Raw genomic sequence first — 15,432 nt, 5'->3', positions numbered from 1 at the left:
CCCAATTCGGCTCAACACTTCGTCGCTCCCTAGGGCAGCGCCGGAAGGGTGGGCGTTGCCTTGGCCAGCAGGCGCACCTGGATCGCCTCGATTTGCTTGGACTGACCGGTCGTGCCCGCAGAGGCACCATTGCTCACCCACGGCTGCCAGCCGATGTCCTGCACGTGGGTGCGGTACGAGATGTCGTACTGGGAGGCCAGCTCCCCGGTCAGGCGGAACTGGATTCCCTCCATCTGCAGGGCTCGCCCGGTCGTCCCGATGTTGGAGGTAGGACGCCAACCCATCCAGCCGATGTTCTGAACGTGGGCGTTGGCCTCGATGTTCGCGACCGCAGGGGATCCCGGCGTCTCGACGACGAGCGATTCCATCTGCCTGAACTGGCCAAGGGTGCCCCCTACCTGGCCGGTGTTCACTTTGCGCTGCCAGCCGACGTCCTGCAGGTGGGCCTTGTACCGGAGCATCGGTGTGGCGCCCTGTTCCTTGATCAGCATCGTGGCGCGCGTGGCCAGCCAGTCGCGGAGGTAGCCGACCTCGCCGGCGTAGGTGCTGTGGTAGTTCTTGCCGAAACCGGCGATCAGTAGCGTCGGCGTGCCCAAAATGGGCCACACGGCGAAGTTCGCAGCGGCGGAGGCCGCGATTTCGCTCTCCCAGCGGGTGATCTTGGCCGGCATCAGACCGACCTCGTGGGAGATACCCGCTTGCCACAGCTCGTTGGCGCGCTGGACGAACTCCTTGGAACGGAACAGGTCGAAGTAGAAGCCGTTGCCCTGCTGCCGCAGAATCTGCGCATTCTTCGCGTAGTCGGCCTGCGGATCCGAGCCGAGATGCAGCGCGCGGTCGTAGTTGCCCAACGCGCTATCGAAGTCCCACACCGGTCCGGCGAACAGCTTGCTGGCAGGTCCGTTTTTGTAGAAGTAGACGCTTGACTGCGTGATCTCAGGATTGGCTGCCTGTTCGAACACGTAATAGAACTTGACGAACGAGTCAACGTCGATCAGGGCGCTCAGCGCCACCCAGTCGACCTGCGGCGCCGCCAGGATCGCGTCCACCCTGTTCAGGGTGTTCTGGATGTCGTTCCAGCCGGCCTGGGTCTCGGCTGGAAGCGGACCCCCGTCCGGAACGCCGGCCTTCGAGTCCTTCAGGACGAACAGTGACCTACTGGTCGCGGTTCGGAAGTTGTAGGGCTCGGCCAGGCCATAGTTGTTGTCCAACTCGACCATCACGCCCGTCGGGTCAGTGAGGTCCACGCGGTTCGTCTTGACCTCGGTCTTCTCGCTGATCAGATAGTTGCCGAGGTAGGTGCCGTTGACCCGGAGGTCGACCCATCTGGACTCGGGCGAGTAGGCCAGCCCAATTGACGTGGCCAGCTCGAAGGCGGCCTTGTTGCGCATCAGCGACGCATCGGCGGCGTTCGCGAGAAGAATCCACGTCTTCGACGGGGCCATGCCCAGAACAGCGGTGTTCTGCTCGAACTTGATCTGGTACGGCTTTTTGGCCAAGTTCCAGGTGTAGTTGCCACGGCCCTTGATCTCGCCGAGAGCCGGCACCGAGATGCTGTTCACCCCGGCAGGGTCCTCGACAGTCATCGTTGTCGCGACCTTATTGTCTTTGGATGCGTGCACGTAGCTCAGCGTGTTGCGCGAGGCGTCTGGGTCGCTGAGGGTGATGTTCAGGGTAGGCAGGTTCGGTGTCTGTGGTGCTGCGGTGGCGTGTGTCGGGTCACCGACATTGACGAGGGTGATGGTGAGGGCGGCGGTCATGATGACGACCAACGCTCGCAGGGCTAGGCCCTCGCGAGACTGTATCTGCATTGGAGAGGCCTTTCGTGTGGTCCCCTCAACACGGGGACATAAGCCGGATAGCGAGTCGGCGTCGGCGTTGACGACGATGCCCGTCTGGTGGCACACCATACGCCTAACCTGAGGATCTCTCATGCCTCTTGCGCAGATGAAAGCTCGGGACATACCCCCGATCGGGCGTCAGCGCCTCGCCACCGGGGTTACTCTGGAGGGGAACCCGACCTCCCCGCGGCACCCCACGGCCGCCCTGTCAAGGACATCATCCTGACCATCATCACTGGCTACGACGCCGTCACCCTCCGGGAAAAAGTCGACCTTCCTGCCGCCGCAGAACGTCTCGACGACCTCGGCCAACTCCGCAGCCTCTCGGCGCTGAACGAGAAGGTCACCCTGCTGCGCTTGCTCGACCGCCTCGACGAGGCGTTCGAGATCGCCAACCAGGCATTGCGCCAGGCCCGGTTCACCGGTGACCGGCAGGACTTCGTACTGTGCCGCATCCGCCGCGCCCAGGTGATGCAGTTTCAGGCCAAGCTCGAGGAGGCCGCGTCCGAACTGACCCAGTGCGTGCTCGAGTCGGAGACGCACGAGTGGAACCTCACCGCCGCGTTCGCCCGGGAGACTCGCGGCAAGGTGCACTTCGAACAGGACGACCTCGACGGCGCCTTGGCCGACTTCACCGCCGCGGTGTTTCTGCGCGACAAGTCCGGGGCCTCGCCCGATGAGCTGGAGAGCGCCCTGATCGCCGTGGCCGTCGTGGAGTCCTTCATCGGCGAGCGCCGCGCCCTGCGCTGACGCCCCACCGCGCACCGCTCCCGGTGCCGGGGCACGGATCTGACCAATTCCAAGAGTTTCGTGGCATTCTGCAGGAGATATGCATCACAGACGGGTTTGGGCCGGCGTGGTCGCCGCGGGCATGGTGACATTGCTGTGCGCCTGCACGGCGAGCACTCCCCGGCCCAGCGCCAGCACCAGCACGCCGGCGCGGCCCACTCCGGCGGCGACCGCCCCGGCGGCGGACGCGTCGCCCGTGCCGGTGCGTCCGCTGGGTGAGCCCGTCGTGATCGCGGAGGGGTTGGACGCTCCGTGGTCGATCCTGCGGTTGCCCAGCGGCGCCACCCTGATCAGCGAACGTGACACGGCCCTCCTGCGCGAGCTGCTGCCGGACGGTGGCCTGCGGGACGCCGGGACCGTCGCCGGGGTCGAACCGGTGGGCGAGGGCGGGCTGCTCGGGCTGGCGTTCCTGGCCGCGGGCGACGGCGCGGCCGACCCGACCACCCCTGATGCCGGCTGGGTCTACGCGTACTTCACCGCCGCATCCGACAACCGCATCGTGCGGATGCCGCTGACCGGCACCGCGGGCGGCCTCGGTCTCGGCGAGCCGGAGTCGGTGCTCAGCGGCATCCCCGCGGCAAGCAACCACAACGGCGGGCGCATCGGGTTCGGCCCGGACGGCCTGCTCTACGCCACCGTCGGCGACGCGGGCGAGTCCGGCAACGCGCAGGACCTCGGGTCGCTGGGCGGCAAGATCCTGCGCATGACCCCGACCGGGCAGGCCCCGGCCGACAACCCGTTCGGCAGCCTGGTCTACTCGTACGGCCACCGTAACCCGCAGGGCCTCGCCTGGGACTCGTCCGGGCAGCTCTGGGCCAGCGAATTCGGTCAGAACACCTGGGACGAGCTCAACCTGATCACCGCCGGCGGCAACTACGGTTGGCCCGAGGCGGAGGGTGCAGGCGGCGGTGGCGCCTTCATCGACCCCGTGCAGCAGTGGTCCACCGATGAGGCGAGCCCGAGCGGCCTGGCCGTGGTGAACGACACCCTGTTTCTGGCCGCGCTCCGCGGCGAGCGGCTGTGGCGCGTCGATCCCTCCACAGGCACCGTCGATGGGTGGTTTGTCAACAGCTTCGGGCGCCTGCGCGATGTGGTGTCCGGGCCGGATGGCACACTGTGGTTCGTGAGCAACAATACGGATGGCCGGGGCGCCCCCTCCCCCGGCGACGACCGTCTTTACCAGGTGCAGGTGGGGCCCTGATGGCCGACCTGGTTCGGGTGCGCCACTGGGCGGACGCGCTGATAACCCTGCACCTTGACCCCAGCTGGTCCTTCGACTTCGACAACGCCAAGAAGCGCGCGGGGCTGTGCAACTTCACCGCCAAGAAGATCACCGTGTCCCGGTACCTGGCCGCCCGGTACGGCGACGACGAGATCCACCAGATCCTGCTGCACGAGGTGGCGCACGCCCTGGCCGGCGCCCGGGCCGGGCACGGCCCCGTCTGGCGGAGCGTGGCCCTCGGGCTCGGCTACGACGGCAAGCGCACCCACGACGGCGAGATCGCCGACGACCTGGCGCCGTGGGTGGGCACCTGCTCCGCCGGCCACACTCACTACCGGTACCGCCAACCCACTCGTCCGCTGGCCTGCGGGCTGTGCGGCCGCGGCTTCACGGCCGCGCACGTGATCACCTGGACCCGGCGCGAGATCACTCCGGCCGCCCGACGCCGGGCCGCCGCCGCCGCCCGCTGACGTCCACGGGCGGGACACACCTCGATCCCCGCCGCAGCAGCCGCGGTGGGGATCGAGGAATCAGCCGACGCCCGGGATGGGCGCCTTCTGGTGCTACCCGATGGGACGGGGATCGGGCGTGTCCGGGACATCCGCGATTTCGTTCGCGGGGATGTCGGCGTATGCGCCCAGCCCGTCGGTTCCGTAGCTGCGGTCGACGAGCACCTCAGCTCCATTGATGTCCACCCTCACCGTCGGCGCCAGCGTTCCGCCTCGACGGAAGTCATCCGACGTTCCGATGGTGTCGATGAAGGACTGAACCAGGCCGTCGGGCATGACGTAGTGCGAGTACGCCTGGAACTGCCCCGGGTGCTGGTTGAAGTCGGGCGCGAAGGGGAACCCGGCCGCGTAGTTGAGATTGGACGGGCTGCCCAGGGCAAGACCCGAACCCCGGTTGACCGGCTCGAAGTCACTGCGCACGCCGTTACCGACGAAGCCGTACACACCTTCGGGACCGTCGATGCCCGGCGCGAACGTCGAACGGTGACTGATCGTGAAGATGTAGTACTTGCCGTCCTTCATGTAGATCTGAGGACGTTCCGTCTGGTCGGTCACGCAATTCGCTGACAGGATCGGTGGCAGGAAGTGCCACTGGGTCAGCGCCTTGTTGTCCGCGACCGCCAGGCCGACGTTACCCATCCGCAGGTTCGCGTCAGACGCGATCTCCGGCGGACCGCCCGGAACCCCCTGTCCGACCGGCACCTCACGTTGCGGATCGGCGGGATCGTAACCGAGGTCCTCTGCCGTGCACTCGACCGCCTCGCGGTCTCCTGCCGTGTTGCCCTCGAAGACCATGAAGGTCTTGCCGGGGTGAGCGGGATCCTCGAAGGTGAACGGGTCACGGAAGTTCACGGACGAGTTCTGGTCCTTGGTTTGGTACAGGGTGCCGTCTGGAACCAGCAGCTGGTGCTGGTCGCGGAAACCGGTGAGCCACACGCCGGTGTCATCGGCGAAGATCCGACCCTCGGTCTGCACGATACGCGGATCGGCCGGCTTCACGTCCTGACCGGCCGCGTCGCGGTAGAAGGCGACCGCCGTGTAGAACGTACGCAGCTTGTTGCCGGCGAAGATCCGGGTGGAACCGGACCATTCCGTCTGATGGCTGAACGACTGGTCCTCGTAGATCGCCCCGGAGGCGCCGTCAGGGAAAACCAGACCGCCGTAGGTCCAACCGCCGTTCTCCGGCCTCTGCTCGATCGGAACATCCGCCTTGCGGAAGAAGAAGCCGAGCTTGGCGTAGGTGTGTCGCTCATCAAAACCCAGATTGCGATCAGCGACCAGCGAGAAAATCACCTCCCACCCCTTGAAGCTGAGCTGATCGGCTTGACCGTTGGTCAGGGTCCAGGTGTCCCAGACCCACACCTGCCCGCCGCTCATGTCGGGAAAGCTCTGCGGGATGGTCGGCATGGTGTATTCCTCGGGCATCGAGTTCTCCCGCGGTGGGGCGCTGGGGTCACTCATCGCCTTCAGCTGCCGCGCGTCAGCGCGCGTCCAGCGTGAGGTGAAATCCGCCTCAGGCTCATAGGCCTGTTGGCTGTGCGGTGTGGGATTGGGAAAGCCCGGGTTGACGGGAACGAAGTCCGCCGCCTGGGCAGGAAGTGTGCCTAGGGCCAATGTGCCCGCGATGAGCATGGTGGCGGAGAGCAGGCCAATGGCCGCCCGCCGCGCTGGCCGGTATTGAATTTTCACGATGTCCGCTTTCGATCAAAGTTGGATGATCGACCGCTCAATGACGCTTACCCCAGGGCCAACCATCTGCCTCCCATCGCGAAAGGTCAAGCGTTCTTGAGAAAAAGTCAAGACTCCAGTCCGGGTTCTCGGCAATGTTGAGGGAATTTCAAAGCTTGAGATCCGCGTGATACTGCGGCAGGGGTCCCCCAGGGCACTCTCGCACCGAAATGGCGCTCTTGACGGTGGTTCTGGCACAGGCGTAACCTCCACGGAGATCTCTCAGGTGGCGTCTCTCCCCAGAAGCACCATCCATCGCGGTCGTCCCCCGACGACCCAACACCTGGAGAATCATGGATACCAAAACATCACGGCGCGCGGGCACCCTAGGACGGGGCCTTACCGCCGGCGTGGCCGCCGTTGCCGCCATACTGCTGACGGCCTCTCCCGCTCTCGCCGCCCCGTCCGTGTCAGTGTCGACACTGCGCGAGGTCTCTGCAGCGCAATTGGCCGATTCGCTCGCCGGCCGCGGGCTCAGAGTGCAGGACGCCACGTTCTCGGGCGTCGACGTGCAGGCCGGACTGTACAAGGCTCCGATGCTCGAAAAACGGAATTCGTCCGGCGTCGCGCTCTCGACAGGGAGCCTCATCAACGCGGATCCACAGTCGGATGCCGACGTCGACTTCACCAGATCCTCGCTGATCGGACCCAATACGAGCCTGACGACGACGGGCGACTTCGGTGGAGCCGGCGATGCTGACCTCACCGCGCAAGCGGGAGTCTCCAGCTACGACGCCGCCGTGCTGACACTCACCGTGAAGCCCAAGCACAAGCATCTTTACCTCGAATACGGATTCGGCAGCGAAGAGTATGCGAACTGGACCGCCCAGGGATACAACGATGCGCTCGGCATCTGGGTGAACGGCCAGCTGTGTTCCACCGTTCCCCGCACCTCGGAACCCGCCGGAGTCAGCACCATCAACCCGACCGCCAACCCAGAGCACTACGTGCCCAACTTCACCGACCGCACGCCGGGCACCCTGCCCACGGAAATGAACGGATTCACCAAGCCGCTCCAGTGCCACGCGAGAGTCACGCCCGGCACACCGGTCACTGTGAAGATCGCCGTGGCCGACACCCTTGACGGCCAACTCGACACGACTCTGCTGCTCGCGGCAAAGTCGCTCTACTCCAGCCCTTCGCGTCGCTGACGACATGGAGAGCTCGCCGGCCACTGCCGGGACCCCGACGGGAAAGAACGGTGGGAAGAAGCGGCGTGCCCGCCTCATCGTGATCGCCTCCGTCGTGGTCCTCGCGGTGGCCGGCGCCCTAACGTGGGCGCTGCTGGCGCGGCCTACCGCCCAGCCACCCGTCACGTCGTCGCAGACGCCCGCGCCTCAGCCCACCGACGCCCGGCAATTCGAGCGACCGACTGACTGGTCCGACTACCGCCCGGCGTTGCACCTCACGCCTGCGCACAACTGGATGAACGACCCGCAACGCCCGTTCCTCCTTGACGATGTGTGGCATTACTACTACCTCTACAACGCCGACTACCCCAACGGGAACGGCACCGAGTGGTACCACGTCACCTCCACTGACCTCGTGCACTGGAAGGACGAGGGGGTGGCGATCGAGAAATACGGCAACGGCCTCGGTGACATCGAGACCGGAAGCACGGTCATCGACGTCGACAACACCGCCGGTTTCGGCGCCGGAGCGGTCATCGCGATCATGACCCAACAGGCCGACGGCATCCAGCGCCAGTCCCTGTTCTATTCGACGGACGACGGGTACACCTTCACCTCGTACGAGGCGAACCCCGTGATGGAGAACCCTGGGACGACGGATTTTCGCGACCCGAAGGTGATCTGGGATGCCGCCGGTCAGGTCTGGGTCATGGTGCTCGCCGAGGGAGCCAAGGTCGGCTTCTACACCTCGCCGGATCTCACCGAGTGGACCTACGTATCGAGTTTCGAGCGGGACGACCTGGGCACACTGGAGTGCCCCGACCTGTTCCAGATGTCCGTGGACGGGGAACCAGCGAACACCCGCTGGGTGCTGGCCGCCAGCGCCCACGGCTCGAAGTACGACAAAACCACCGGTTTGGCCTACTGGACGGGAGACTGGAACGGCACATCGTTCACGCCCGACAGCGAGGCTCCGGGCTGGCTGGATGACGGGGCGGACTTCTATGCCGCGGTGACCTGGGACGACCCCCGCGAAAGCGCCGAGGAGAGACTGGCCAGCCGTTACGCGATCGGCTGGCTGAACAACTGGGGGTACGCCGGCGACCTGCCCACGACGGACTGGCAGGGCGGGATGTTCTCGATTGTGCGCAGCATCCGGCTGGTGGACCTCGACGGTGCCGCGACCCTCGTTTCGCAACCGGTGGATGCTCTTTCCGAACTCGGCGGGGAGGCGATAACCGCCGAAACGACTGTGCTGCCGCCCGGCGACTCGGATACTCTGCCGCAGCCCGGGACCGGTTCCTATCGGCTGCAGGTGACCCTGTCGCCCGACGAGGCCGGCCCGGCGCGGGAAGTGCGGTTGAAGATCAAGGACGGCGGCGGCCATTTTGTCACCGTCGGCTATGACTTCGCGCTGCAGAACGTGTTCATCGCCCGGGATGCCGATGCGGCCGCAGCCACCATGCCGGAGCTGTACCGGGCGGTCCGCGGGGTGTCCAGCCCGCTGCGAGATGGCGCCGTGGACCTCGACATCTTCGTCGACTATTCCTCCGTGGAAGTGTTCGCCGACGGCGGCCGGCAGACCCTCAGCTCGCTGGCTTTCGGGGAGCCGGGCGCCAACGGCCTTCGCGTGGAATCCGTTGACGGCAGCACGGTGGTCAGGTCACTGACCTTGACTCCGCTGGCCGTCGCGGCTCCGGAGCGCCAGTAGCTGCTCTCAGGCCGGGAAGGTGAAGTCGGTGACGACAGCGACCGCGGCATCCGTGGCCGGGGCCAGTGCGGCGGCGACCGCTGCGGTCCGGCCGGTTTCAGCGAGGGCCTGACCGGTTTCGGAGGCCTTCACGAGGTGCTTCACGGCACGCTTGAGGCCCACAAAGCTCGCGGCAGCGGCGGCGGCTTCGGGTGAGCAGTGGTCGATGCCCCGTTCGGCGAGGGCGTCGATCACGGCGCCGGCCACGAGCAGGTCTTCCATGGCGAAGCGGATGGTGCCGTCGGCACGGCGCTCCCCCACCGCGACGACCGCCACCGAGAAACGGTCACCCTTCTCGGTCTGGCGGGCCAGCGCCCAGTCGGCCACGAGGGTGCTCGTGGCGAGGTCGGCCGCGATCACGGTGTGTGCGCCGAGCGGCGTGGGGAAGCCGCGCGCGACATCCACGGCCGGCAGGGCATCGGCGAGCACGACCACGTCGGCCTCGGCGGCGAGGGCCTGGAAGCCGGCGACGCCCCAGTCGAATCGGACCTGGTACTTGATCTGGGGCTCGGCGTCGCTCACCGGTTCAGAGTACCGGGCGCGGTGCTCTCCCCGCCGGGATTCTCGTCACCGGACGACACTGTCGGCGGGCAGAACCACTCCGAAGGCGGGCAACTCGGCGAGCTAGCGGGCGTCGTAGTGCGCGAGGGCGTCGGCGTCGGTGGCGTGGGTCATGGCCCGGCGGGCGGCGTCGAGCGCGGTCACCGGGTCGGCCTCGGCCTCGGCGAGGGCGAGCTGGCGTTCGGCCTCGGCCAGACGGGTGCGGGCGCCGGCGCCGACCCGGGCGCGGTTGGCGGTGATGAAGTCGCGGGTGATGCCGATTTGACTGCGAGCGGCCAGCCGGGCGCCCACGTAGGCCTCGCGGGCGTTGTCGCGGCGCAGCTGCCGGTTGCGGGCCTCGGAGCGGGTGACGTCGAGGCCGTCGAGGGCCTCGCGCAGCCGGGCGAGGTCGGCGGACGGGTCGCTCACCCGGCCGGGACGGCGCAGCTCAGCCACGACCGCATCCGCGGCGGCGATCACCCGGTTGAGGTCGGCGCTGGCGTCGGACTCCTCGTGCCGGTCGCGCAGCGCGCGCGCCTCGGCGAGTTCGGTCTCGGCCACGGCGAGGGCCGTGCCCAGGCTGGCGAAACCCACGTGCAGCTCGTCCTCACCGGTTTCAATGGCGTCCAGCAGCGCCGAGGCGGTGAACAGGGCGTGCTCGGCGGCGCTGACCTGCTCGCCGACCGGTTCCGTGGCCCCGGCCGCCAGGCGCGCGTCGGCGGCATCCGCGGCCCTGAGGCCCACATCAATGGCGGCACGGGCGCGCTCGACATTGCCGCTGATCGAGGCGAGCGCCGACGCGGAGTAGCTGGTGGCGAGCCGGTTGAGGGTGGCGGCGCCGCCGGCCAGCCGGTCGTTCGCGCGGTCGAGGCGGCGTCGCAGCCGCTCGAGTTGCAGCGGAGCGTTCTGCTCGACGACCCGTTTGGTATCAAAATCGCGCGTCTGCGCGTCGAGGCGGGCGGTGGCCTCGTCGGCGAGACGGGTGATCTTCTCGGTCCACTGGCGGACCTGCGCGTCGGTGTCCGGGTCGCTGTCGTCGAGCTGGTGTTTCAGCGCGAAGGCCTCGCGCAGCTGGCGCCTGGACACGGTGAGGGCGTCGGCGAAGTCGGCTGTGGCTCGTTCACCGAACTGGGCGATCGCGAAACCGAGCTCATCGGTGGCGGCCTCGATGAGGTCATCCGCCCGCACCAGGCTGATCGCCGCGGCGCGCTCTCGTTCGGCGATCTCGGCGATCTCGGCCGCACGGATGCCGCGGGCCTTGCGCCGGGACGCCGACACGAACAGCCAGATGACGCCCACGACCACGCCGAGGACGATGACGGACGGGAGCCACCACAAAGCATCAGTCATGCGGCCATCCTATTGAGCGAAGCTGGTGGAATGGCTGGTGGCAGGCCGGTCCCGGGCGCGTTTCGGACGGCGCCCGGAGGGAGCGGGACCACCCCGAGACCACCCCGAGCTGCTCACTGCACCTCCTGCGGCCCAGCGCGCCCGCTATAGCGGGCGCGGCCAGCCATACGAGGTGCAACGAAGCCTCACGGGCGCGAGGCACGGGCGGGCGGCGAGGCCGCGCGGCTAGCGGCGGCGGTCGTCGGCGCTGGGCCGGCGCATCTGCGCCCGGATCAGCTCGAAGTCGTGCCGGCTGATCTCCAGCAGCCCTCGGCGCAACTGCCGGCCCCAGTCGGGGTCGTCGCGGGTGAGGTCGAGCACCTTCAGCAGCGGCCGGATCGACGCGGGCTCGGCGGCCGGGTCGTACTGCACCCGTCGCCGCCAGGGCCGGTACTCGCTGCCGGAGTCACCCACCTGCACCACCACGTTGTCGCTGACATAGCCGATCGCCGTGAACTGCCGCAGTCGCTCCCCCTCGAATTCGGTCTTGGGCGAGTAGTAGACCAGCCCATCGGATTCGTTCATGCTTTCGAGGATCTCGCGGGCGGCGAAGTTCATCTGGGCCAGGCCCATGGCGACGCTCCGCAGCACATACTCCTGCTGCACCACCCCGAGCCAGTACCGAATCGCCACGTACCAGTTGTACTGCATCGCTCTGACAGCACAGACTGAGAGCATGCGCGTACTGCTGAAAGTGATCCTCGACTGCACCCCGGATGCCGCCTGGCGGGCCCTGGCGAGCCCCACGGTGTTCCGCGAGGTCAGCGGCCCGCTGATGAGCATCGCCTCCCTCGAAACGGAAGGCTTCCCCACCCGCTGGACGCCGGGAGAGCACCCGGTGACCATGAGCGGTCTGGGCCTGGTGCCGCTGGGCGAGCAGATGATCCGGCTGGAGATGCGCACCACCCCGGACGGCGTGCGCATCGTGCACGACACCGGCAACGGCGTCTCCGGCGCGATGAAGACGCTCACGCACTGGGACCACCGCATGGCCATCTCCCCCGACCCGGCCGGCACCGGCAAGACCCTCTACCGCGACCAGCTGATCTTCTCCGCCGGTCCGGCCACTCTGGCGGTGTGGCCCGGCCTCTGGGCGTTCTGGCAGCTGCGGATGCGTCGACTCAAGGCCCTGGCGCCCACCTGGCAGTACGACTTGGGCGCCGACGATCCCGCATTCGTGGCCGCGGGCGCGGCCGAGGGCCCTGACGGGAACGACGGGTTAGCCTGACGGTATGAGCACAAGCATCGGAGCCCTGCAGATCGCCGACTGGCGCCGCCGCGTGTTCGGGCTTTACGGCGGGGTGCGGCAGCTGAGCGCTCGCAAGCCGGCCGCCGGCCACGAACTCTGGCGCTCCGGGCGCGATGAACTCTTCGCCGGGCATCCGGCGTCGCCGCTGCTGCCGGACGACAGGGCCGCATTCACCGGGCTCACCGTCGCAGCTTACGACCCGGACTGGCGCTTCGAGGTGGAGGTGCACCGGGCAGCGGAGCCGCTGCGCATCACGGTGGAGACCGGCACCGACGGTGTCGTGCCGTTCGACCTGGTCGGCTCCGTGCGGCTGCCCTACATCGGCTCCCTCGACCTCTGGCGGCTCGCCAGCTACGGCGGCGGCCTGTTCCTGCCGCTCAAGGACGCCCTCGCGGGTAAGTCCGGCGGCACCTACGGCGGCGGCCGCTACCTGCTGGACACCATCAAGGGCGCCGACCTCGGCCCGGGCACCGGCGACGACAGCCTGATCCTGGACTTCAACTTCGCGTACAACCCGTCCTGCGCGTACGACCCGATGTGGGCCTGCCCGTTGCCGCAGGCCGGCAACATCGTCACCGCCGAGGTGCCGGTCGGCGAACTGTACCTGCCCAGAGACTAGAGTCGAAAGTCCCGGCCAGCCCCTGATACGGCTGGATTCTGGCTGCGCGCTTGACAGCATCCGCTAGAGTAGGGGTACTTGTGAGTGCGTAGTTGCGCTCACTGCGTCGTAGAACGCCCTCTTCTTATCGACGGCCGCCTCGCCCGAGTATGACTCGTTGCTGGCGGCCCTCTCGATTTCCGAATGAAACTTTCTTACGGCGAACGGATGTGCCCATCGGCACCTTCGCCATGTGAATCCTCCTGGCTCCGGCCGTCGCTCTGTGCGTCACCGGTTCGAGCGAGGAGACTGATGCCCCGAAAGGCACCACTTTGTCTGAAACTTCCTTTGGCGCGCTTGGCGTGCCCGCTCCCCTCGTTGCCGTGCTCACCTCGCAGGGCATCGACAGCCCGTTCCCGATCCAGGTCGACACCCTGCCCGACACCCTCAAGGGCCGCGACGTCCTCGGCCGCGGTAAGACCGGCTCCGGCAAGACCCTGGCCTTCTCCATCCCGATGGTGTCCCGCCTCGGCGGCAAGCTCGCCGGCGGCAAGCGCCGCCCGGGCCGCCCGCTCGGCCTGATCCTCGCGCCGACCCGCGAGCTGGCCACCCAGATCACCGCGGCGCTCACCCCCCTCGCCGAGGCCTACGGCCTGAACACCACCACCATCTTCGGCGGCGTCTCGCAGAACCGTCAGGTCGCCGCGCTCAAGGCCGGCGTCGACATCGTCGTGGCCTGCCCCGGCCGCCTCGAGGACCTCATGAAGCAGGGCTTCGTGAACCTCGACTCCGTTGAGATCACCGTGCTCGACGAGGCCGACCACATGGCCGACCTGGGCTTCCTGCCCGTCGTCACGCGCATCCTGGACAAGACCCCGTCCAGCGGCCAGCGCCTGCTGTTCTCGGCCACGCTCGACAACGGCGTGGACAAGATCGTGCGCCGGTTCCTGCACAACGAGGTTCTGCACTCCGTCGACGAGGCCACCAGCCACGTCTCCGCGATGACCCACCACGTGTTCGAGGTCGATGGCGCCGACAGCAAGAAGGAGCTCATCGAGAAGCTCGCTTCGGGCAGCGGTCGCCGCATCCTCTTCATGCGCACCAAGCACCACGCCAAGAAGCTGGCCAAGGCGCTGACGGATGCGGGCATCCCCTCCGTCGACCTGCACGGCAACCTATCGCAGGTGGCCCGTGACCGCAACCTCGCCGCGTTCAGCGCCGGCGACGTGAAGGTTCTCGTTGCCACCGACGTGGCCGCCCGAGGCGTGCACGTTGACGACATCGAACTCGTCATCCACGTCGACCCGCCCGCAGAGCACAAGGCGTACCTGCACCGCTCGGGCCGTACCGCCCGCGCCGGCAGCGCCGGTGACGTCGTCACCATCGTGCTGCCCGCGCAGAAGCGCGACACCGACCAGCTGCTGCGCAAGGCCGCCATCACGGTGACCCCGCAGCGCGTGAACGCGTCGTCGCCCGCCGTTGTCGCCCTCACCGGTGACGTGGCCGCGTACGTCAAGCCGGTGCCGCGTGTCGAGCAGCCGCACGGCCAGTCGCAGGGCGGCCGCTCGCAGGGCGCCAACGCCCAGCGCAAGCGCGTCAACCGTGACGAGCGCGACAACGGCGGCCGCGGTTCACGCGACGCCGGTGGCCGCAGCGGCCGCAGCGGCGATGCCGTCGCCGCCGGTGGCGCCCGTCGCGACCGCACCGAGCGTCCGGCCTCCTCCGGCCGCAGCCACGCTCCCCGCACGGGTGGTTCAGGTTCGGGCACCGGCGGCTCCGGCCGCTCCGGTGGCCTTCAGGTCGGCGGACTGGTGCGCGGCTCCGGTTCCACCGGCGGCGGCGCCCGTCGCTCGGCTCCGCGCCGCGCGCAGGGCTAGTCAGCCCGTACTGCTTGTACGACCCGAACGGGCCGGCTCCTCACGGGGCCGGCCCGTTCGTCGTTCCCCGGCCCTGGCTGCATAACTCCTGCAGAGCTCTGCCCGGCCGGGGTTCCGCCGCGTGATTCTGGGGTGCCACCGGCGCATCCCTTGAAAGTGCAGGAGTAGTGCTCGGGCCGGGCCGGCGAGGGGCAGGGCGGGGCCGGCGGCTGGATGGTTCGGCGGGGTCGGTGGCCGGGGTTAGGGTCGAAGTATGAACACCACCGTTGTTGTTCGGCCCGTCACCGAGACGGATGCCGACAGCCTGGGCCGCGTCCACGCGGCTTGCTGGCACGAATCCTATGACCACATCCTCAGCCAGGCTGCACTGTCGCAGCTGCACCCGGAACGCCTTGCCCAAATGTGGCGCCGTTTCTCGGTGCAGGGCCCCGGCTACCGCCACGTCGTGGCTGAACTCGACGGCGAGATCGTCGGTTTCGCCGGCAGCGGCCCCGGCCGCGACGCCGGCAAGCCCACCGAGCACGAGCTTTACTTCGTCTACCTGCTGCAGGCCCACCAGGGCACCGGCATCGGCCAGGCCCTCTTCGACGCCGTCGTCGATCCCGGCCCCACCTACCTCTGGGTCGCCGCGGACAACCCCCGCGCGCACCGCTTCTACGCCCGTAACGGCTACCTGCCCGACGGCCAGGAGCGCACCGAAGAGGTGCTGGGCGAACCATTCCGCGAGGTGCGCCTCGAGCGTTAGCAGCCGGCCACCCAGGCCCTGAGCCGAGCCCGATCCCGCCCAGCGGGGTCGGGCTTTCGCGCGCC

14 protein-coding genes are annotated in these 15,432 nt (G+C 68.2%); 9 read left to right on the top strand and 5 right to left on the bottom strand.

The genetic code is table 11. From position 1 onward, the window contains the following. Nucleotides 1-29: 29 nt before the first annotated feature. Nucleotides 30-1,811 (bottom strand): CotH kinase family protein, encoded by a 1,782-nt coding sequence (locus E3O60_RS07230; protein WP_166788965.1) that lies wholly within the window; start codon nucleotides 1,809-1,811, stop codon nucleotides 30-32. Between the two features lie 87 nt (nucleotides 1,812-1,898). Here E3O60_RS07230 and E3O60_RS07225 point away from each other — a divergent pair, with 87 nt between their 5' ends. The 3 genes from E3O60_RS07225 (at nucleotide 1,899) to E3O60_RS07215 (ending at nucleotide 4,322) form a co-directional block, all read left to right on the top strand. Beyond that, nucleotides 1,899-2,591 carry a hypothetical protein gene (locus E3O60_RS07225; RefSeq protein WP_240632265.1) on the top strand — a complete coding sequence of 231 codons (693 nt, stop codon included), beginning with the start codon at nucleotides 1,899-1,901 and terminating at the stop codon, nucleotides 2,589-2,591. A gap of 79 nt (nucleotides 2,592-2,670) precedes the next feature. Next, the gene (locus E3O60_RS07220; protein ID WP_134497626.1) at nucleotides 2,671-3,831 is read left to right on the top strand and encodes a sorbosone dehydrogenase family protein; all 1,161 of its coding nucleotides are present in this window, start codon (nucleotides 2,671-2,673) and stop codon (nucleotides 3,829-3,831) included. Beyond that, complete coding sequence (locus E3O60_RS07215) at nucleotides 3,831-4,322, top strand: SprT-like domain-containing protein (protein WP_088457232.1); 492 nt, start codon at nucleotides 3,831-3,833, stop codon at nucleotides 4,320-4,322. The genes E3O60_RS07220 and E3O60_RS07215 overlap by 1 nt, the downstream gene beginning before the upstream one ends. A gap of 93 nt (nucleotides 4,323-4,415) precedes the next feature. Here the strand turns inward: E3O60_RS07215 and E3O60_RS07210 are convergent, their stop codons facing one another. Further along, nucleotides 4,416-5,993, bottom strand: a complete 1,578-nt coding sequence (locus tag E3O60_RS07210) for a glycoside hydrolase family 68 protein (RefSeq protein WP_088458115.1) — start codon at nucleotides 5,991-5,993, stop codon at nucleotides 4,416-4,418. Nucleotides 5,994-6,382: 389 nt separating this feature from the next. On the opposite strand from E3O60_RS07210, the gene E3O60_RS07205 reads away from it, so the two are divergent. Together E3O60_RS07205 and E3O60_RS07200 are read left to right on the top strand one after the other, a co-directional pair. After that, nucleotides 6,383-7,240, top strand: coding sequence for a choice-of-anchor L domain-containing protein (locus E3O60_RS07205; RefSeq protein ID WP_134497624.1), 858 nt, complete (start codon nucleotides 6,383-6,385; stop codon nucleotides 7,238-7,240). 4 nt (nucleotides 7,241-7,244) lie between these two features. Then, a complete protein-coding gene (locus E3O60_RS07200) occupies nucleotides 7,245-8,930 on the top strand; it encodes a glycoside hydrolase family 32 protein (RefSeq protein ID WP_134497622.1) in 1,686 nt (561 codons plus the stop codon). Between the two features lie 6 nt (nucleotides 8,931-8,936). On the opposite strand, the gene E3O60_RS07195 is transcribed toward E3O60_RS07200, so the two are convergent. The 3 genes from E3O60_RS07195 to E3O60_RS07185 form a co-directional block, all read right to left on the bottom strand. Next, on the bottom strand, nucleotides 8,937-9,491 hold the full coding sequence (locus tag E3O60_RS07195; protein ID WP_134497620.1) for a 2-phosphosulfolactate phosphatase: 555 nt from the start codon (nucleotides 9,489-9,491) through the stop codon (nucleotides 8,937-8,939). A gap of 102 nt (nucleotides 9,492-9,593) precedes the next feature. Further along, nucleotides 9,594-10,859, bottom strand: coding sequence for a hypothetical protein (locus tag E3O60_RS07190; RefSeq protein ID WP_134481001.1), 1,266 nt, complete (start codon nucleotides 10,857-10,859; stop codon nucleotides 9,594-9,596). 225 nt (nucleotides 10,860-11,084) lie between these two features. Beyond that, nucleotides 11,085-11,531 (bottom strand): EVE domain-containing protein, encoded by a 447-nt coding sequence (locus E3O60_RS07185; RefSeq protein WP_241979989.1) that lies wholly within the window; start codon nucleotides 11,529-11,531, stop codon nucleotides 11,085-11,087. A 43-nt stretch (nucleotides 11,532-11,574) separates the two neighbouring features. Here E3O60_RS07185 and E3O60_RS07180 point away from each other — a divergent pair, with 43 nt between their 5' ends. The 4 genes from E3O60_RS07180 (at nucleotide 11,575) to E3O60_RS07165 (ending at nucleotide 15,367) form a co-directional block, all read left to right on the top strand. Beyond that, on the top strand, nucleotides 11,575-12,126 hold the full coding sequence (locus E3O60_RS07180; RefSeq protein WP_134497618.1) for a hypothetical protein: 552 nt from the start codon (nucleotides 11,575-11,577) through the stop codon (nucleotides 12,124-12,126). A 4-nt stretch (nucleotides 12,127-12,130) separates the two neighbouring features. Then, nucleotides 12,131-12,766, top strand: a complete 636-nt coding sequence (locus E3O60_RS07175) for a DUF1684 domain-containing protein (protein ID WP_088457238.1) — start codon at nucleotides 12,131-12,133, stop codon at nucleotides 12,764-12,766. A gap of 311 nt (nucleotides 12,767-13,077) precedes the next feature. Further along, nucleotides 13,078-14,622, top strand: a complete 1,545-nt coding sequence (locus tag E3O60_RS07170) for a DEAD/DEAH box helicase (protein WP_134408150.1) — start codon at nucleotides 13,078-13,080, stop codon at nucleotides 14,620-14,622. Between the two features lie 253 nt (nucleotides 14,623-14,875). Further along, nucleotides 14,876-15,367: a GNAT family N-acetyltransferase gene (locus tag E3O60_RS07165; protein ID WP_088457240.1), complete on the top strand. Its 492-nt coding sequence runs from the start codon at nucleotides 14,876-14,878 to the stop codon at nucleotides 15,365-15,367. The last annotated feature ends 65 nt before the right edge of the window (nucleotides 15,368-15,432 follow it).

This window comes from Cryobacterium sp. TMB1-7 (assembly GCF_004402435.1).
GTDB classification, from domain to species: Bacteria; Actinomycetota; Actinomycetes; order Actinomycetales; family Microbacteriaceae; genus Cryobacterium; species Cryobacterium zongtaii.
This window is presented reverse-complemented; position numbering and strand designations above follow the sequence as displayed.